Genomic DNA, 18,939 nt, shown 5'->3' on the forward strand with positions numbered 1-18,939 from the left:
AACGCCGCGCTGGACGCCCTCGCCAGCAAGCTGCGCGTGCTGCTGGCGAAGGCGGCCCTGGACAGGCGCGATGCGCTAGCGGCGAGTGTGGGCCGCTACGAGTTGAGATTGCCGCGGCAGACCTGGATAGACCTGGAGGCTGGATACGATTCGCTGCACCAGGCCGGAGGTCTGTTGCAGGCTGGCCGCCAGCGCGAGGCGTGGTGCGCCGCGCAGGTGGCCTACCATATCTTCAAACGGCCGTTTCTTTCCGGCGCAAACGGCTCTCGGGCGAGCACGGAACGCGAGCGATTGACGGTGTTGTTCGTGCGGGCCTGCGAATCCCTGGCCGAGACTTACGTCTGGAATGGCGAGCCGGTCATCGCCGCGAATCTTGCCGTCCAGGCGATCGCCGCGCAGCCGTTTCGCGAAACGGGCTATCAATGGTCGATGCGCCGCCCATGCCGCCGCCGGCAATCGTGCGGAAGCGCTGTGGGCTTACGAGCGCTGCCGCAGGCTCATCGCGGACGAATTGGGGGTAACGCCATCGGCTGCGACACAAAGCGTCTATCTCGACATCCTGCATTCGTGCTCCTGACACAAGGACTGACTCATATGATCCGCATTGGTTCGACGATGTTCGCAAGCCTGCTCGCGGCTTCCGTTGCGATTGCCCAACCCGGATCGAACGCCGCCGCCGCGGCCGCGCACGCCGGTCCCGGCTACGACATCGAAATGAGCCGCATGATCCCGATGCGCGACGGCGCGGCGCTCGAAGCCTGGATCACCAAGCCTTCGCCTCTCGCCGCCAAGGCGCCGGCCGTGCTCGAACTGACCCAGTACGACATCGACGGTTCGCGGCGTCACGAAGCGACCGCATTGGTCGCGCGCGGCTATGTGTTCGTGCAAACCTTGACGCGAGGCCGCGGCCGCTCCGGCGGCGACAAGAACGACAGCCTCGGCCTGCAGGTCGGCCGCGACGGCTACGATCTGGTCGAATGGATCGCCAGGCAATCATGGTGCGACGGCCGCGTCTTCATGTACGGTGGTTCGTTCGTCGGCATGACCCAATGGCGCACGGCCGCGCAGCATCCGCCGCATCTCGCCGGCATCGCGCCCTACGTACCGATCTATCCGGGCTGGGACGTGCCGAACACCAACGGCATTCCGCAATCCTGGTCGGCGGTGATCCTCGGCTATACGGCCGGCCGCGGGCTCAATACCGGCTTCATCGCCAACGCGCCTTACTGGCAGGGCAAGATGCTCGAACACTACGCGGCCTACGGTTCGTTCGCGACGCTCGACGAGGCGATCGGCATCGCGCAGGACGACTGGTGGATGAACGATCGCGGCAAAAAGAAATCGTTCATGAAAACCTGGCTCGATCACGTCGGCGACGAGATGTTCAATCTCGCCGCCGAGCCGAAGGCGCAGGACTACGCGGCGATGAAATTTCCGATCCTCGCCGCGACCGGCTTCTTCGACGACGACCAGCCGGGCGCATTGCGCTACTACCGCGGCTATATCGCCAACGCAGCGGCGGCGCAGAAGGACAAAAGCCTTCTCGTCATCGGCCCGTGGGACCACGGCGGCACGCAGCGGCCGGAAAAGACGATCGATGGCCTCGCCATTCCGGACTCGGCCGTGCTCGACATGGACAAGCTGCACGCCGACTGGTACGACTGGGTGCTCGGCCGCGGCGCGCGGCCCACGCTGCTCAGCGACAGAGTGACTTACTTCATGCTCGGCGCGAACGAATGGCGCCATGCGGCGTCGCTGGAAGCGGCGACGAGCGGCAGCATGGACTTCTTCCTTTCCGTACCCGAAGGCACGCCGGAAAGCGCGTTCCGTTCCGGCGCGTTGACGCGCGAAATGCCCGGCGAACAACCACCCGCCGTCATCGTGTCCGATCCGCACGAATTGCCCGAACTCGACGTCGCCGACTACGCCGCGGACGAAAATCTCACGAGCCAGTTCCGCGCGTTCCAGAAGCGCGCCGTCGTGTTCCATTCCGCACCTCTGGACATGCCCATCGAAATCGCCGGGCACATGAAGCTTGAATTGCCGGTGCAGTCGGACACGCCGGACTTCGACCTGTGGGCGCAGGTGATGATGGTGATGCCCGACGGCTGCGCCGTGCGGCTCGGCGAAGACATCCGCCGCGCGCGATTCCGCGACGGCCCGTTCAAGCAGGAGCTGCTGAAGCCCGACCAGATCGCGACGCTGCCGTTCGAGTTCTACTGGAGCGCGCGGCGCATCCCCGCCGGTGCGCGCCTGCGCGTCGTCGTCGCGCCGCTGAACTCGCCGAACTATCAGAAAAACTACAACACCGGCGGCCGCATCGGCTACGAGAACATCGCCGATGCGCGTGTGGCGCACATCAAGCTGTTCCACGACGGCCGGCATCCGGGGCGGCTGGTCTTGCCGCTCGCGGCGCCAAAGCCCGACGCACGATAACCGAACTCGTCGGCAAGCTGTCGCGCGCATTCAAGAAACCGTTTGCTGCGCTCGACCGGAAATTCGGCGGGTGTCCAACCAGAATGCCACGTACCAGGACTGATGAAGCCCGAAGGCAGTCAACTCGACTTCTGACCGTCCGCACTGAACGCAGCTCGCACAGCGAGCGAAACCCACACACCGTTGCCATGTCGGCTTTGCGTTCGGCGGGTGGCCTGTCCTGAGCGTGGTCGAAGGGCTCGGGGCGAACGGATTCCGCTCGCGTCTGGCCGGCTCACTGCGCCTCGACCGGCGCCAGAATCTCGTCGAAACGGTAGCGGCCCGGCGCGCGGTGCGCGAGCCAGATCGCCGCGGCGAGCGCGCCGCGCGCGAAGATGTCGCGATCGGTTGCGCGATGGGTCAGTTCGAGGCGTTCGCCGCGACCGGCGAAGACCACCGTGTGCTCGCCGACCACGTCGCCACCGCGCAACGTCGCAAAACCGATTTCGCCGGCCGGCCTCGGGCCGATGGCGCCGTGGCGCTCGTAGCGCGCATGCCCGGCGAGGGCGACGTTGCGGCCGGCCGCAGCGGCCTCGCCCAGGGTCAGCGCCGTGCCCGACGGCGCATCCTGCTTGCGCGCATGGTGCATCTCGACGATCTCGCAGTCCCAATCCGGAAACGTGGCGGCGCTGCGGCGCACGAGCCGCGCGAGCATCGCCACGCCGAGGCTGAAATTGGACGCCCACAGCACCGGAATCGATCGCGCCGCCCGGTCCAGCGCGTCGAACTGCGCATCGCCGAGTCCGGTCGTGCCGCTGACGAAGCCTATCTTGCGTTCGAGCGCGAGGGCCAGAGCGGCGTCGAACGCGTGGATGCCGCTGAAGTCGACGAGCACGTCGGCCTCGACGTCGGGATCGAGCGAATTGACGAAGTCCTCGTCGGGCGCCTCGCCGCCGTAGACGCGCGACAACGGTTCGTCGGCCAGCCCCGAACCCGGTCGCACGAGCGCACAGGCCAACCTGGCCCGCTCGGATTCGAGCACGCAGCGGACGACCGCCTGCCCCATGCGCCCGGCGGCACCGTAGACGACGATGCGGGGGCGAGTCGGAATCGATGTGTCGCTCATGTGCGCATCTTACCGCGTATTTCCCGCAGCCCCCTGCTGTGGTCGCAGCTCAATCGCTGCACTGGAAATACAGCAGATGCTCCGGATTACGCGCGGCGGTCTGGCCGAGGCTCAGCGTGCCGCTGCGCAGCAGGCGCACCTCGTCGCGGTGGAACGGCAGTTCCTCGTCGTCGCCGAACTTCACCCAGGAACCGTTCGTGGAGCGGTCGGAAACGACGAAGTAGCCGCGCTTGTATTCGATCAGCGCGTGGTTGCGCGACACCCACTCCGCATCGACCACGAGGCTCGACGATGGATCGCGGCCGAGCGTGAACGGCGGTGCGAGTTCGTCGAGATCGATCGCGCGGCCGCGATAGCGCAGTTGCAGATGCACGCGCGGCACGCTGAAGTTTCCGGTCGAGATCGCCCGCTGCACCATCGTCACGTCGGACGTATCCTCCTGCCAGAGCACGTCGACGGTATCGATCGGCAGCAGCTTGCCGGCGACGCGCGTCTGCCCCATCGAGCGCACGCGCAGCATGCCCGCGTTGGTCAGCAGCATCACCGTCGAGGCGGTCGCGATGATCTGCTCGCGCTTGGCCAGCGCGGTCATGCGCGCGGCGGTGTTGACCGCGTCGCCGTAGACGTCGTTGTCCTCGAGCAGCGTTTCGCCGTGATGCAGGCCGACGCGGATCGCGAGGAATTCGCGCGCGCACTCGTCGTCCGAGGCGATGCGCTTCTGCATGTCGACCGCGGCGAGCAGTCCCTGGATCGGGCCGGGGAACGTGCACAGGATTTCGTCGCCGATGTTCTTGACCACGCGGCCGCCGTGGCCGCGCGTCACTTCGCCGAGCGCGCCGAGCATGGTCGCGACGAGGCGCCGCGCTTCGATGTTGCCGCGCGTTTCGAACAGCCGGGTGCTGCCGCTGACGTCGGCAAACAGGATGGTCAGTTGCTCGCTCATCAGCGCGCAGTTTAGCCGGAAAAGGCCGCGCGTGTGCCGCGGCGCGCGCCCGCGCTCAATCGCCCGATGGCGTGGCGACGTCGCGCAATTTCTCCCGCTCCTGCGCCGTGCGCTCGGCGATCCGCGCGCGGATCGCCTCCAGCCACGCCGCATCGCGGTAGCGTCGCCAGGCGACGTCGCTTTCCAGCGCCGACGCGTCGAGCCAGCCGCCGTCGAGCGCGAGGGTGAGTAGTTGCTGCGCCTGCGCCGCATCGCCGTCCAGCGCGGCAAGCACGGCCTTGCGATAGGTCAGAAACGGCAGCACGATGCCGCCCTGAGCCGACAGGCGTGCAAGCAACGCGCGACTGACGTCGAGCGCTTCGGCGCGCTCCTTCGAATGCTCGGCCTGCGCGCCCACCCAGGAGGAATAGACGGCCAGGTTCATGTCTGCGAGCCACACGCGGATGAACCGCCCGGCGCTGTCGCCCTTTTCCGCGAACAACCTGGCGTAGCTGCGGCGCGCGGCTTCAGCCTAGCCGTTCGAGCAACAGGGTCGCAGCCTGGACGGCGAGATAGTCGTTGAGTTGGGCCGGCTGCGGACTGTAGGACTCGATCAGGCGCAATGCCTCCTTGCAGCGGTCGAGCAGGCACAACGCGCGGCTTCTCGACGCGATGCTCTCGATCAACGGTGCCCCGGGCATGCGGTCCAGCGCGTCGACGGTTTTTTGCGCGTCGCCCATTTCCAGCCACGCATAGGCCTGGTCGACCGCCGTCCAGCCGTTCGCCGCGGATCCCTTCTGCATCTTCCCGTAGACGTCGAGCGCAACAGCGATCTCGCCGTGCAGGCGATGCAGCAGCGCAATGCTCCAGTGCGCGTCGGAAAAATCCGGATTGATCTCGAGCGCGCGCCGGAATTCCTCGGCCGCCTTTTGCGCCTGGCCCGTCATCATGCAGGCGGTGCCGAAATTGTTGCGCAGGGCGATGTTGTAGGGATCCCGGTCGACGATGTTCGCATGCCATTCGAACGCGTCGCGCATGCGGCCCGCGCGCTCGAGCGCATCGCCGTACCAGGTCATGGCGAGCGGATGATCCGGATGCGCGTGCAGCACCTTTTCGAGTTTCGCGATCGCCTCGTCGACATGGTCGGTCTCGACGAGAATTTCGCTTTCCGAAACGTCGATGTCGGCCAGTTCGGGGCGATCGCGCGCGCCTTCGCGATCGCCGCCCTGGCCTTGCGCGCGGCTTCGTCGAGGGTCAGGTCGGCATACACGAACAGCAGCATGTAGGCATCGGAAACGCCGCACCAGGCAAGCGCGTAGTCTGCGCTTCAGCCGCAGGCACGTTGGAAATAACCCAGGGCGCGCACCAGCGCCTCGGGCGTGCGCTTCTGCCATTCGTGGCGGCCGAGCCAGTACAGGTTCCGCGCCGCCGCCGAAACGGGTTTGGCCGGAAGTTCGGGCTCGGTGGTGAAGGATGCGCCCAGCCGCTCCGAAAGCGCGGCTTCCAGTTGAACCAGGTCTTGGCGCGCCGCGCTCTCCGCGACCGACCATACCGGCGAGAGCGCGTCTCGGCGCCATAGCGCAGCATGCAAGTTCCAGCGGTCGTCCTTCAACGTGATGCCGCCGCCGAACACGTAGTCCGCATCGAGCTGCGCCGCGACTTTCTGCACGTCGGCGGAACTGCGTGCGAGCGCGAAGATCGAGTCTTTGAGACGTCGGGACCCAGAGACGAAATGGGCTATCGGACTGACAAAGTAGTCCAAATCGAGATCGAGGACACACGACATCTCCCCACCCTATCTGGTCGCGCGCGGCAACGTAGGCCTGCGCCGAATTCGATTGGATGCAAGGGGCTATTGACGGCGTCTCTTCGCTCTAACGGTCTCTCGGGCAGATGGGATGGGCGAGACCTCAGTATCCACCGCCGTCGATGCTTGCAGACCGAGACCGGTCAGCACAATGTCACGCCACGCCTCGTGAAACCTCCGGTCGCTGATTGGCATCGTCTTTTCTCCCCACAGGGCTTCGAACACTTTGAACATTGTCAGACTGCCAAGGAGTACCACTGCAACGGCTTCGCTGTCATGCTCTCGGATTTCACCTTGCTGCGACCGTTCGAGCAGCCACGCCGACAATACTCGGTACGAATGCTGCATAATTTCGCGCCGAACCTTGGACTGGAGCTTAGGGAATTGCTCCAGATCGCGCCAGAAGATTCGGAGCTCGCTTTGTCGTGCCGTCAGGATGTCCAGCGTTTGTTGCGCCATGCCGGAAAGAACTTCTTCGGGCCTTCCCTTGGCCGTTTGAAGTTGCGATCTTGCTTGTTGTGCTTCAGCTACGTAAGGCTCGATAACCGCAAGTTCCCTGTCGTAGGTGACGGGAAAGGCGTTTGGTCCTTCATCCACATGGACGATGTCGCCGGTGCGACTTCCCGGCTTGCGACCCTGCGATGAGACCCATCGCTGGAGCGTCCGATGTACGAAGGCAAGCTGGTTCTCGCACAGGTCATGGAACATCTCCCGCTCCACAGCTTTCGAAGGATCGTCGCCCGCTATTCGGGCGAGCGCAAGGTCAAGTCGTTTTCCTGCCTGGATCAGTTTCTGTGCATGGCGTTCGCACAACTGACCTTTCGCGAGAGTCTGCGCGACATCGAAACCTGCCTGCGCGCACAGCGCTCCAAGCTCTATCCCTGGGAATGCGCTCGACGGTTTCCCGCAACACGCTGGCCAACGCCAACGCGGTACGCTCTTGGCAGATCTATGCCGACTTCGCACAGAGCCTGATTGCAATCGCGCGGCCGCTGTATGTCGACGAGCCGTTCGGCGTCGAGTTGAAGGAGACGGTCTACGCGCTGGATACAACAACGATCGACTTGTGCCTTTCGGTATTTCCGTGGGCCCCGTTCCGCTCGACAAAGGCCGCGGTGAAGCTGCACACGCTGCTGGATTTGCGAGGGAATATCCCGACGTTTATCCACATCAGCGACGGCAAGATGCACGAGGTCAACGTGCTCGACCAGTTGTTGCCGGAGGCCGGTGCCTTTTACATCATGGATCGCGGATTCATCGACTTCGAACGCCTCTTCCACTTGCACGAGGCCAACAGTTTCTTCGTGACGCGTGCCAAATCGAACTTCAAGGCTCAACGTCGATATTCGCATCCGGTCGACCGCTCCACAGGACTGATCTGCGATCAGACGGTGGTGCTCACCTCACCGGCTTCTACTCGCGAAAGGGCTTCCAAGCGCCGCTCCGGAGAATCCGCTTCAAGGACCCGGAAACGGACAAGACGCTGGTGTTCATCACCAACAACTTCGCGTTGCCCGCACTGACCATCACCCAGCTGTATCGCTGCCGGTGGCAGGTCGAGCGGTTCTTCAAGTGGATCAAGCAGCATCTTCGGATCAACGCGTTCTTCGGAACTTCGCAGAACGCAGTCAAGACGCAGATTCTGGATTGCCCTATCGGTCTACGTCATCGTCTCTATCGTCAAGAAGCGCATGCAGCTTCCCGCCAGCCTCTACGAAATCCTACAGATCCTGAGCCTGACGGTTTTCGAGAGAACGTCGTTGAATCAACTGCTTGCCGGAGCCGTCGAGGACGAATTTGCGGAGGAACTGCGCAAACAGCTGTTTTTGTTCGAATAACGTTGGGACACTACTGGATGGAACTCAACAGTAACCGCTGACAATCCTAGCCGGTGTCATCAAGAGCGCCATGGAATGACCAGAATTTCAGGTTGTTCCCTTTTCGCTCAACAACCAGCCCGAAAAGGTGGCACTGGTCAAGGTAATCACAACGCCTTTCAGTTCGACTTCGGCTTCGTCTTGTCGCCCGCCGGTTTCGGCGGCGGCGCCACGCGCCGGCTTGCCACCTTGACGATCTCGGGCTTGTCCCAGGTACCGGCGACCTTGTATTCGGATTGCGTGGCCTGGTTGATCGCCTTGCCGAGCACGCCGCCGACGAGGGCTCCGGCCGCAGCGCCGACCGGGCCGCCGACCAGCGCGCCGGCACCGGCGAACACGGTTGCGCCGACATGCGGCGTGACTTCGACGCGCAGGTTCCATTCGCTGGTCTTGAGGCCGATGGCGCCGTGGACGCGCATGTCGGCGGCGGGGCTTTTCACTTCGAAACCGTCGGTGTAGGCGTAGCCGTCGGTCATCGTGAAGCTGCCCGTGGCCGAATCGAAACTGAAACCCTTGTTGAACAGGTCGCCGAAGTCGAAGGCGAGGCGGCGTGGCAGCGCGGCGAGGTTGAGCAGGCCGGCGAGGCGTCCGGCGCCGGGATCGAGTTCGGGAATGCGGCCGTCGGCGATCTTCATGTGCAGTGCGCCGCCGTTGATCCGGTTGAGCGCGAACGCCGACGGCGTGCCGGCCCAGCTCGCGTCGATCGAGGCCGTGATTTCGCCGCCGGCCAGCTTGTCGCCGTAGCCGAGCGCATCGAGCATCGCGCCGAAGTTGCCCGCCTTCAATTCGATGCCGAAGGTCGAACGATGGAAGCCGTTGCGGCGCGTCCAGATGCCGTGCGCGCGCATGTCGATTTCCTTCGAGTGCGCGTTGACCTTTTCGAGATTCATGCCGTCGACGGTCGGCGTAGTCACGACTTCCGCCGCGCCGTAGCTGGCTTTGCCGAGACGGAAATCGCCGATGCGGATGCGCAGCGGCGGAATCGCCGCCGGATTGAGCGTGTCGTCGCGCACTTCGCCGACCGGCGCGGCGTTCGCGGGCGCTTCGGGCGACTCGGGCCAGTACAGGCGCTGGAAATCCGCCGCGATCGGACTGGTGCGCGGATTCGTCCGCGGTACGCTCAGGCTGCCGTCGATGCGCGCACCGTCGAAGTCGACGCGCACGGCGTCCGCACCGAGGCCGACGCGCACCTTGGCTTCGCCGAAATCGCGCTCCCAGGCGACGAGAGACGTCGCGCGAATGTCGACGCCCTGGAGCACGTCGCCGCCACCGTCGCCGTCCATGCCGTCGGCGGCGAAGTTCATCCAGCCGGACAGGTCCACCTCGCGTGCCGCGCCGCCGATCGCGATGCCGGATTTGGGCAGCACGCCGGTTGCCTCGCCGCCGAAGATCACGTTCGCGGCGAACGGCGCGGTCGGCGACGGCAGCCTGCCGCGCAGGTTGAGCACGTCGCCCAGGCTTGCGTCGATGCTCGCGCCGAGGAACGGCAGGCCGAGCACGAGCTTAAGCGGCAGCGCAGCCTCGGCGGATTTCTTCAACGGCGCGGGCAAGTCGATGGCGACGCCGCGCAGGTCCGAGGTCACGCTCAGGCGCTGGCCGCTGCTAGTTTTATCCTTGGCATCGTCGCGATCGACGCTGAACTGCGCGCTCCAGTTCGCCTCGCCGGACAGATATTTCTTGTAGCCCTTGAACGGCGAGGCGTAGACATCAATCACCTCGTTCACTGGCAGGCGCGTATCGACGCGGCCTTCGACGACATGCTGCGCATCGCCCACATAGCCGCCGACCGCGAGCGAGAATTTCGCCGGCTTGCCGCGCAACGTGCCCACGAGCGAATCGGCGGAAAAGCCCGTGCGGTTGAAGCGCAGCGGCCCCGAGGCGTTGTCGAGCTTCTGGCCGAACTGCGCGTCGGCGATATCGGCGTCGTCGAGTCGCACCTTGCCGTCGATCTGGAAATTCTCGATCGGCTTCATCGGCGCGCGCAGGGCGAAATCGACCTTGCCCTGGCCACCGACGTCGACGCCCTGCAGCGGCCCCGCGAACTGCCTGCCCAGCGGCGAGGCCTTGACGAAAGCGAGCATGTCCTTGCCCGCGCCTTGCGCATCGGCGGCAATGTCGAGCGTACCTTCGCCGTAGTCCGTGATATCGACGCTGCCCTTGTTCACTTTTGAATTTTGTATACTCGCCCCGTCCACGTCCGCATGCAGGCCCGCATTGACGAACTCGACGATCCCGTGCGCATGCTCGATCACGGGCCAGTCGGCGAGATACCTGAAGCGCACGTCGGCGACTTCGGCAACCGCATCGAAGCGCCCGGCATGATTGCGGAACGGCCAGTCGGCGATATTGCCGCGGAACGCCGCGCGCCCGCCCACCACGCGCCCCGACTCGAACGCCTGGTCGAGCCATTCGACGCCGTGCGGTGGAATCACGTTGACCGGCCAGAACTGCTTCGCGGCGACGACGTCGGTACTGGTCACGGCCGCGGACAAGTCGAGCGACGGCTTGCCGCCCGCATCGAAAATTTCCGCCGCCCCGCGCGCTTCGCCGGCGAAGCTCCTGCCCGGCGTCGCGCTCTCGAAATGCAACGCATCGGTCTCGATGCGCCAGGCGCCTTCCGTGCGGTACGCCGCGACGCTGCCATGGAATTCGGCGAAGCTCAGCGGCTCGCGAAACACCTTCGGCAGCAGCAACGCGAACGCATTGTGCTGCGGCAGGTCGAACGTAAGCGCGTCCTGGTCGGCCAACAACACGCCCGACAGGCCGGTCGCACCCGGAATCTTGCCGAAAGGATGCGCGGCGAGAGCGTCGAGTTGCGCGGCGGCGTCGAAATTCGCCGCATCGGCAAAACGCAGCGTCGCGCGCACCAGCGTGCCCGAGGGATTGCCCGCGTAAAGCCAGCGGCGCAGGTCGGCGGGCAGCGTCTCGACGAGCATCGCCACACTCGCGACGGTGCCGAGATCGATGCCGCCGGCGCTAGCGATGTATTCCGGCGCGACGTCCGCCTGCGCATCCGCCGCCGGATTGCGCCGCTGCAAATGCAATTGCGCCGGCAGCGCGGATTCGCCCTGGCGCGTGATCGCGAGATCGGCGACGTCGGCGCTCCAACCGTCGTCGCTGCGCCGCCAGCGCGCGCCGAACGCGAGGCGCTCGATGCCGACGTGCGGCAGGAAATCGTGCTTGTCGTCGAGCTTGATCGATGCGTTCGTGGCCAGCACGAGATCGGACAAATCGACCTCGGCGCGCACCTCGCCGATCTCGCCGCCGCGCAGCGACGCCCAGACCTGCAGTTTGCCGCCGCCGTGCTCGACGATGAGGCCCTTGAGCGGATAATTGCGCAGCACCGCGGCGAGATCGATGCGGGTGCCGCCGAAATAGGCGCGGCCATCGCGCTTGCCGCGATCGTATTCGACCACCGCATCGACCGGCGCCGCCGAGGCCGCGTCGGGCACGTCGAGGTTGCGCACGCGCCCGAGCGCACGCAGGAAATCGCCGCTCACCTTGAGGCGCAGTTCGTCCGCGCCGAGGCGGAAATGCTTGTCGTTCGGCAAGTCGTCGATGCTCAGCTTCGCTTCGCGGATGACCAGCGTACCGAGGCCGAACAGCGCGTTGTCGTCGAGGCTTTGTTCGCCGGCGTCGTTCGCGCCGGTGTCGAATCCGGCGACTTTCCACTGTCCCTGCGCATCGCGCACGAGAGCGAGTTCGATGCCCGACAGGCGGATCTCGGTCCAGTTCGCGCCAGGCCGCGCCCAAGCGAAGAAGTTGAGCTTGAGCCCCGCGCTGGCGAGATCTAGCGCCTGCCCCGGCGCCTGCCCGGCCGGCACGCCGAGGTGCACGCCGGCGAGATGGAACAGCGGTCCCGTGCGTTCCCAGTGCGCGTCGAGCCGGTCGATAGCAACCGGACGATGCAGCATCTCGCCAAGCCGAGCGCTGACCGCCTCGGGATGGTTCGTCACCCACGGCAGCACGACGAGCTGGGTCACGCTGCTGACGATCGCCATCAGGATCGCGAATGCCGCGAGCAGTCGGATTAGCCACCACTGCGCACGGTGAAGATGGCGGCGCCAGGGGGTCATGGCGAATCCCGGCTCTTACAGCAGCACCACATCGTACTGCTCCTGCGCGTAGTGCTCCTCTGCCTGGAAGCGGATGGTTTTTCCTGTGAATTCCTCGAGTTCCGCGACCGCTGCCGATTCCTCGTCGAGGATGCGGGTGACGACTCTCTGCGCGGCGAGCACGAGCAGGCTCGAGGCCTCGAACTGGCGCACCGCACGCGTGATCTCGCGGAAGATCTCGTAGGTCACCGTCTCGGCGGTCTTGACGCTGCCGCGTCCGTCGCAGGCCGGGCACGGCTCGCACAGCTGGCGCTCGAGGCTTTCGGTGGTGCGCTTGCGCGTCATCTCGACGAGACCGAGGTTCGACATTTCGTAAACCGTCGTCTTCGCATGATCGTGCGCGAGTGATTTTTCGAGCATGCGCAGCACCTGGCGCTTGTGCTCGGCATCGGTCATGTCGATGAAGTCGATGATGACGATGCCGCCGAGATTGCGCAGGCGCAACTGGCGCGCGGCCGCCTGCGCCGCTTCGAGGTTGGTCTTGTAGACCGTTTCCTCGAGATTGCGATGGCCGAGGAACGCGCCGGTGTTGACGTCGATCGTGGTCATGGCCTCGGTTTGGTCGATGATGAGATATCCGCCCGACTTCAATGGCACTTCTTTCTTGAGCGCACGCTGAATTTCGTCCTCGACGCCGTACAGATCGAAGATCGGCCGCTCGCCCGAATACAATTCGATACGTTCGGCAAGTTCCGGCATGAACTTGTGAGTGAACGTCAGGGTTTTCTCGTAGGTCTCGCGCGAATCGACGCGCACCTTCTCGACGTCCTCGCGCATCAGGTCGCGCAGCGCGCGCAGCGGCAGGGCAAGCTCCTCGTAGATGCGCGTGCGCGGCTCGCCCCGGCGCATGTTCTCCTGCACCACGCGCCAGACGCGGCCGAGATAGGCGACGTCGTCGGCCAGCGCCTCGCGCGAGGCGCCCTCGGCGTTGGTGCGCACGATGTAGCCCAACGGCGCAGGCGGAGGGCCGGAATCCGTCGGCGGCGGCACGGTCAACTCCTGCATGATCTCCTTCAGGCGCGCGCGCTCGGCCTCGTCCTCGATGCGCACCGACACGCCGATCATCTTCGCGTACGGCAGCAGCACGAGGTAGCGCGAAGGAATCGACAGGTGCGTGGTCAGGCGCGCGCCCTTGCTGCCGATCGGGTCCTTGACCACCTGCACGACGATGTCCCGGCCCTCGTGCACGAGCTCGCTGATCGGCGGCGTCGGCAGCGTCGCCGCCTCGCCGTTCTCGACCTCGGCCGGTTGCGCAGCGCGCACGATGTCGTTGGCGTGCAGGAACGCCGCGCGCTCGAGCCCGACCTCGACGAACGCCGCCTGCATGCCCGGCATCACCCGGCTGACGCGGCCGCGATAGATGTTGCCCACGTAGCCGCGCCTGAGCGCGCGCTCGACGTGCACTTCCTGCAGCACGCCGTTTTCCACCACTCCGACGCGGGTCTCGCGCGGGGTGACGTTGATCAGGATTTCCTCAGACACGGCCGCGGCTTCCGCAATTTTCGTCCCTGCGTTTATAGCTTGCGCAAGGGCGCCCTGTCGATTGGCGTCCGCGCGCCGCCGATTTTTTCCCTCATCAAAACCAAACATCTTCCTCATGCAAACGCGCAAGCCCGAGGCGAAGCTGTGCCGGCCGGCGACACACGGGATCGCCCGCCGCAAGAACCGGCATCGATGAAATGGTGCCGTTGCGTCCATTCCCGCGAACGAAAGGAGAATGTCATGGTCGATCGTCCCGCAAATCCGATGTTCCGCACGAAGTCCCTGCACGCCGCCGCGCTGGCCGGCCTGCTCGGCGCCAGCCTGATCGCGCCCGGCGCGCACGCATGCTCCGTTCCCGACGGCAAAACCCCGGTCCAGGCCTGGCCCATTCCCTCGTTCGGCCCCGAACCTTCCGCCGGCACGGCGCAGGCGGACGCCGCACAGACAACGTCTTCCACAACGAATTTCGCGCACGGCCTGTTTGCCAACGACCCCATCACCGGGTTGTGGAAGATCAACATGCTCGCCTACGGCAACGCCGACATCCCGAACGGCGTCGTCCTCGACGCCGCCATCGCCACCTGGCATGCCGACGGCACCGAGCTGATGAATTCCAGCCGGGCACCGAAGACGCAGAGTTTCTGCCAGGGCGTGTGGGAGCGCACCGCCACGAACACCTACATACTCAATCATCTGGCGATGTCGTGGACCGACGACGGGTCGGCCTTCCTCGGCCCCACGAGCATCCACGAAACGGTCTCGCTCAGCCACAACGCCACGCTGCTCACCGGCACCTTCACCCTCGTCCAGTACGCAACCGACGGCACGACCGTGCTGGCGCAGGTCGTCGGCAACCTGGTCGGCAGCCGCGTCTTCGCCGACGAGTGAGGCGAACGCGGGGGGAATCCGGTCCGGCACAAGGATGTGCACTCCCGAACCGTCCGGCAGCCGGTCATTTCCGGCTGCCGATTCCGTAATATGTCGGCACGCCCGCGGGGGGAGCCATCATGCTCGCGCATGCCGAGGTATTCGAATTCGCAGACGTCCGCGTCGACGCGCGTGCGTACCGGCTCACGCGGGGCGCCGAGGAGATTCCGCTCGAGCCGAAAGCGTTCGCCGTGCTGCTCGAATTCATCGCGCACGCGGGCGAGATACTCACACGCGACGCACTGCTCGACGCAGTATGGGGACACCGCTACGTCACCCCGGCCACGCTCAACCGCATCATTGTGCTGCTGCGGCGCGCCCTCGGCGACGACCCGGAAGCGCCGCGCTACATCGAAACGGTTCGCGGCAAAGGCTATCGTTTCGTCATCCCCGACGGTGCCGAACCGGAAGCGTCCGCGCCACCGGTGCTGCGTTTCGCCCCGCCGCAACACGCACGCCTGCCCGCGCGCATGACCGAAATCATCGGCCGCGACCGGGAAATCGCCGAATTGGGCGACGCGATCGAAACCTCACGCCTGCTCAGCATCGTCGGCGCGGGCGGCATGGGCAAGACCACGGTGGCTTTCGAAGTGGCGCGCGCACGCCAGGCGAAGTTCGCGGACGGCGTCTGGTTCGTCGACCTATCCAACGTGCTCGACGGCGACGGTGCCGTACACGCGATCGCCGCCGCGTTCGGCGTGCACGGCACCGCCGACGCGCGCGATGAGCAGCGCCTGATCACGCTGTTGCAGGCGCGCCGCGTCCTGCTTCTGCTCGACAACTGCGAGCGCATCGCGCCCGAACTCGGCGGCTTCGTCTCCCGCCTGCTCGCGGCCTGCAACGGCGTGCACGCGCTCGTCACCAGCCAGCGGCGGCTGGATTGTCCCGGCGAACGCATCTATCCGCTGCCCGCGCTCGCCATGCCCGGCACGCGCGTGTGGAACAGCGCGCAGGCGCTGGCCGAGCTCTCGTCCGTCGCTTCGATCCAGCTCCTGATCGCGCGCGCTCGCGCGCTCGCTGCGCCGCCGGAGTTGACGCTGGCGAACGCCGAGAGCGTCGCCGAACTGTGCCGCCGCCTCGACGAGCACGTCGATCAGCGCGTCGTCGAGCATGTCGAAATGCGCGGTCGTCCAGTAATAACGATCGCCGGCCGGCGCATGCGAATCGAGCGTCTGCTGCCATTGCGCGTACGGCATCGCGCCGCCGACCTGGCCCAGCGCCCCGCCGGAATCGACCAGCCTGGCCAATTCACTGCGGCCTGCGTCGGGCTCGCCGCTCCAACAATAGCCCACTATCACCGCACGCTGGCCATGCACCTCGGGCGGCAGAAACGGCGCGGGCGGCGCGGTGACGAACGCGATCATCGTCGTCATCGCATCGGATGCTTCGAACGCATAGTCGCGGAAGCGGCGCAGCAATGCCGGCGCAGCTTCGACCGGATGAAATACCGCGCCGGCCAGCACCTCGCCGACGGCATGCACGCGGTACACGTATTCGGTGACCGCGGCGATGCCACCGCCACCGCCGCGCAAGGCCCAAAACAGATCCGGTTCCGTCGCCGCATTCGCGCGCAGGCGCCGGCCGTCGGCCAGTACGACTTCCGCTTCGAGCAGATTGTCGATCGTCAGGCCGTGCTTGCGCATCAGCCAGCCGACGCCGCCGCCGAGGGTCAGGCCGCCCACGCCCGTGGTGGAGATCATGCCGCCCGGCGTTGCCAGGCCGTGGACTTGCAGCGCGTTGTCGACCTCGCGCCAGAGCGCGCCGCCGCCGACGCGCACGCTGCGCGAATCCGGTGCCAGCTCGACCGCGCGGAGTTCGCCGAGATCGAGCAGCAGCACGTCGTCGCGCACCGACAGCCCGGCGACGTTGTGGCCGCCGCCGCGCACGGTCAGCGGCAGCGCGCGTTCGGCCGCGAAACGCACGACGCGCACGACGTCGTCGGCATCGGCGCAGCGCGCGATCGCCGACGGTCGCCGGTCGATCGCGCCATTCCAAACACGCCGCCGTTCGGCGTATTCGTCGGAGTCGCGCAGCAACACCGCGCCGCGCAACGTGCGGCCCAGTGCAACCAGTGCTTCGGTATCGATTCGTGAGGTGTCCATCGGCGGCTCCGTCGGAGGGAAGCCAAGCGTTGCGCAGCGTGCCGCGTCTGTCCAGCACGCGCGGACGATTCTCATCGAACCCTTACAAACACGGGATCGCGAACCGCTTCATTCCTCGCCGGCGGAACCCGCGACGATGCCAAAGCGGCGCAGCAACATCGCGGTTTCGAACAACGGCAAGCCCATCACGCCCGAATAGCTGCCTTCGATGCGGCGGACAAAAGCCGCGGCACGGCCCTGGATCGCATAGGCGCCGGCACGGCCCATCGGCTCGCCGCCGGCGACGTAGGCGGCGATCGTGGCCTCGTCGAGCGCGGCGAACGTGACCGCAGTGCGCGAGATGGCGTGCTCCTCGCGCCCCGCGCCGACCAGCCAGACCACCGAGACGACCTCGTGCGTGCGGCCCGACAGCCTGCGCAGCATCGCGGCCGCATGGTCGCCGTCGGACGGTTTGCCGAACACTTCGTCGTCGAGCACGACCTCGGTGTCGCCACCGAGCACGATGGCGTCGCGGACGCCGGACAGTTTCAACAGCCCCGCCCCGGCCTTCTCGCGCGCAACGCGGCTGACGTAGTCCTCGGGAGGCTCGCCCGGCACGCGCACTTCGGGCAGATCGAGCTGCACGGTGCCGAAGCGCACGCCGATCTGCCCGAGCAGTTCGCGGCGACGCGGGGATTGGGAAGCGAGATAGAGCATGGCGTCGATTCTAGCCGACGCCATCGATGCATCGATTCAGCCACGATGGTACGGATGATTGCCGAGCAAGCTCACCGCGCGGTAGAGCTGTTCGGCGACCAGGATGCGCACGAGCGGATGCGGCAGCGTCGCCGGACCGAGCGACCAGGTCTGGTTCGCACGTTCCAGCACCGCCGGCGCGAGGCCCTCGGGGCCGCCGATGAGGAAAGCGAGGTCGCGCCCATCCATGCGCCAGCGCGCGAGCTGTTCGGCGAGTTGTTCGCTGCTGCACGTTTTTCCGCGGCCGTCGAGCGCGATCGCGTTCGCGCCCTTCGCAACCGCCGCGAGCATCAGCGCGCCCTCGTCGGCAATCACGCGCGCGGCGTCGTTGCTGCGCCCGCGCAATTTGCTCGTGATCTCGACGAGTTGCAGCGGCAACTCGTGCGACAGGCGCTTGGCGTATTCGTTGTAGCCTTCGGTCACCCACGAAGGCATCTTCTCGCCGACGGCGATCAGGCTGGCGCGCACAAGGGTGAGCAGCTACTTGCGATCATGCTGAAACCAGAAAAGCTGGATATTCCGGAAGTAGCAAAATGTTCCTGCCAGCATCGCAACCAAGCCCACTGACATAAAGACAGTGTCCCACTGCGGAATTGCGTGAACCAATACCTGGCACACACTCCAAATCAGCCAAGCGGCCATCAACTGGACATTTTTCGCGTCACGACGGCGCCAGGCAACGATCAGCAATCCCGAATATAGGGCGACGAACAAAAAGAAAAAATCAGCCGAGTGCCACACGGCAATTCTCCTACGCGCGATTCGCTGCCTGCATCACATCGTCTCCCACCGTCCACAGCCGCTCCAACCCGTAGAACTCGCGCACGCGCGGCAGCATGACATGGACGACGATGTCGCCGAGATCGACGAGCACCCATTCGGCTTCGCGCTGGCCCTCGACGCCGAGCGGCGCCATGCCGGCCTGCTTGGCGAAGCGGACGACTTCGTCGGCGAGCGATTTGACGTGGCGCGTCGAGGTGCCGCTCGCGACGATCAGCAGGTCGGCGATCGAGGTCTTGCCGCGCACGTCGATCTCCTGCACGTTCTGCGCCTTGAGATTGTCGAGCGCGTCGAGCACGCGCACGCGCAGCAGTTCGACGGGATCGGGAGGGAACTGGGTCTTTTTCGGTTTCGGTGCCGAAACTTTCTTAGGCTTCGTCGCAGCGATTTTCTTCGCGGGCTTCTTCGCTGCCTTGGCCGCCGTTTTCACGGCCGCCTTTTTCGCGGCGGACTGGGAGGCAGCGCGTTTCGCTGCGGGCTTCGCGCCAGCCGCCTTGCGCGGCGCACGGGCGGACGGGGTTTTGGTCGAAATAGGCAAAAACTTGTCACCTTGGTCGAATGCACGGGCGGAGCCTGGGTCCGCGCGGCCAGAATATACGCCGATTTGGCGACGAAGGAAGTGTCGTTCGAACGCTTTTACTTCCCTTCTCC

The 18,939-nt window shown here is 65.8% G+C and carries 16 protein-coding genes and 3 pseudogenes; 6 read left to right on the top strand and 13 right to left on the bottom strand.

Annotation, left to right across the window (positions count from 1 at the left end):
- Positions 1-87: 87 nt before the first annotated feature.
- The 3 genes and pseudogenes from QM741_RS16145 to QM741_RS16155 form a co-directional block, all read left to right on the top strand.
- A pseudogene (locus QM741_RS16145) lies at positions 88-420 on the top strand (BTAD domain-containing putative transcriptional regulator); the annotation flags it as partial.
- Positions 347-577 carry a BTAD domain-containing putative transcriptional regulator gene (locus QM741_RS16150; RefSeq protein WP_415209146.1) on the top strand — a complete coding sequence of 77 codons (231 nt, stop codon included), beginning with the start codon at positions 347-349 and terminating at the stop codon, positions 575-577. The pseudogene QM741_RS16145 and the gene QM741_RS16150, both read left to right, overlap by 74 nt.
- 38 nt (positions 578-615) lie before the next feature.
- Positions 616-2,436 carry a CocE/NonD family hydrolase gene (locus QM741_RS16155; RefSeq protein ID WP_415209147.1) on the top strand — a complete coding sequence of 607 codons (1,821 nt, stop codon included), beginning with the start codon at positions 616-618 and terminating at the stop codon, positions 2,434-2,436.
- 274 nt (positions 2,437-2,710) lie between these two features.
- Here QM741_RS16155 and dapB read toward each other — a convergent pair whose 3' ends face one another.
- From dapB to QM741_RS16185, 6 genes are all read right to left on the bottom strand, one after another.
- The gene (dapB, locus tag QM741_RS16160; protein ID WP_415208667.1) at positions 2,711-3,541 is read right to left on the bottom strand and encodes a 4-hydroxy-tetrahydrodipicolinate reductase; all 831 of its coding nucleotides are present in this window, start codon (positions 3,539-3,541) and stop codon (positions 2,711-2,713) included.
- Positions 3,542-3,590: 49 nt separating this feature from the next.
- Complete coding sequence (locus tag QM741_RS16165; protein ID WP_415208668.1) at positions 3,591-4,484, bottom strand: adenylate/guanylate cyclase domain-containing protein; 894 nt, start codon at positions 4,482-4,484, stop codon at positions 3,591-3,593.
- Between the two features lie 55 nt (positions 4,485-4,539).
- A complete protein-coding gene (locus tag QM741_RS16170) occupies positions 4,540-4,908 on the bottom strand; it encodes a hypothetical protein (RefSeq protein WP_415208669.1) in 369 nt (122 codons plus the stop codon).
- Positions 4,909-4,990: 82 nt separating this feature from the next.
- Positions 4,991-5,767 carry a tetratricopeptide repeat protein gene (locus tag QM741_RS16175; RefSeq protein ID WP_415208670.1) on the bottom strand — a complete coding sequence of 259 codons (777 nt, stop codon included), beginning with the start codon at positions 5,765-5,767 and terminating at the stop codon, positions 4,991-4,993.
- A gap of 23 nt (positions 5,768-5,790) precedes the next feature.
- A complete protein-coding gene (locus QM741_RS16180) occupies positions 5,791-6,249 on the bottom strand; it encodes a hypothetical protein (protein WP_415208671.1) in 459 nt (152 codons plus the stop codon).
- Between the two features lie 66 nt (positions 6,250-6,315).
- The gene (locus tag QM741_RS16185; protein WP_415209165.1) at positions 6,316-7,083 is read right to left on the bottom strand and encodes a TetR/AcrR family transcriptional regulator C-terminal domain-containing protein; all 768 of its coding nucleotides are present in this window, start codon (positions 7,081-7,083) and stop codon (positions 6,316-6,318) included.
- Here QM741_RS16185 and QM741_RS16190 point away from each other — a divergent pair.
- Positions 6,970-8,108 (top strand): annotated as a pseudogene (locus tag QM741_RS16190) (IS4 family transposase). The gene QM741_RS16185 and the pseudogene QM741_RS16190 overlap by 114 nt on opposite strands.
- Positions 8,109-8,266: 158 nt before the next feature.
- Here QM741_RS16190 and QM741_RS16195 read toward each other — a convergent pair.
- Positions 8,267-12,223, bottom strand: a complete 3,957-nt coding sequence (locus QM741_RS16195) for a YhdP family protein (protein WP_415208672.1) — start codon at positions 12,221-12,223, stop codon at positions 8,267-8,269.
- Between the two features lie 15 nt (positions 12,224-12,238).
- Positions 12,239-13,744 (bottom strand): ribonuclease G, encoded by a 1,506-nt coding sequence (gene rng, locus QM741_RS16200; RefSeq protein WP_415208673.1) that lies wholly within the window; start codon positions 13,742-13,744, stop codon positions 12,239-12,241.
- A 240-nt stretch (positions 13,745-13,984) separates the two neighbouring features.
- Here rng and QM741_RS16205 point away from each other — a divergent pair, with 240 nt between their 5' ends.
- Together QM741_RS16205 and QM741_RS16210 are read left to right on the top strand one after the other, a co-directional pair.
- Positions 13,985-14,632, top strand: a complete 648-nt coding sequence (locus tag QM741_RS16205; protein ID WP_415208674.1) for a hypothetical protein — start codon at positions 13,985-13,987, stop codon at positions 14,630-14,632.
- A 119-nt stretch (positions 14,633-14,751) separates the two neighbouring features.
- A pseudogene (locus tag QM741_RS16210) lies at positions 14,752-15,393 on the top strand (winged helix-turn-helix domain-containing protein); the annotation flags it as partial.
- On the opposite strand, the gene QM741_RS16215 reads toward QM741_RS16210, so the two are convergent.
- Genes QM741_RS16215 through rsfS form a run of 5 tightly spaced genes read right to left on the bottom strand, consistent with a single transcriptional unit; the run spans position 15,313 to position 18,676 of the window.
- Positions 15,313-16,848 (bottom strand): FAD-binding oxidoreductase, encoded by a 1,536-nt coding sequence (locus QM741_RS16215; RefSeq protein WP_415208675.1) that lies wholly within the window; start codon positions 16,846-16,848, stop codon positions 15,313-15,315. The pseudogene QM741_RS16210 and the gene QM741_RS16215 sit on opposite strands and share 81 nt — an antisense overlap.
- A gap of 33 nt (positions 16,849-16,881) precedes the next feature.
- Positions 16,882-17,469 carry a Maf family protein gene (locus tag QM741_RS16220; protein WP_415209148.1) on the bottom strand — a complete coding sequence of 196 codons (588 nt, stop codon included), beginning with the start codon at positions 17,467-17,469 and terminating at the stop codon, positions 16,882-16,884.
- Between the two features lie 36 nt (positions 17,470-17,505).
- Entirely contained in the window at positions 17,506-17,976 is a 471-nt protein-coding gene (rlmH, locus tag QM741_RS16225; RefSeq protein WP_415208676.1) for a 23S rRNA (pseudouridine(1915)-N(3))-methyltransferase RlmH, read from the bottom strand.
- A gap of 12 nt (positions 17,977-17,988) precedes the next feature.
- The gene (locus QM741_RS16230) at positions 17,989-18,249 is read right to left on the bottom strand and encodes a hypothetical protein (protein ID WP_415208677.1); all 261 of its coding nucleotides are present in this window, start codon (positions 18,247-18,249) and stop codon (positions 17,989-17,991) included.
- 10 nt (positions 18,250-18,259) lie between these two features.
- Positions 18,260-18,676, bottom strand: coding sequence for a ribosome silencing factor (gene rsfS, locus QM741_RS16235; RefSeq protein ID WP_415209149.1), 417 nt, complete (start codon positions 18,674-18,676; stop codon positions 18,260-18,262).
- Between the last annotated feature and the right edge of the window lie 263 nt (positions 18,677-18,939).

It is taken from the genome of Rudaea sp. (assembly GCF_047601565.1).
In the GTDB taxonomy this organism is placed as follows: domain Bacteria; phylum Pseudomonadota; class Gammaproteobacteria; order Xanthomonadales; family Rhodanobacteraceae; genus Rudaea.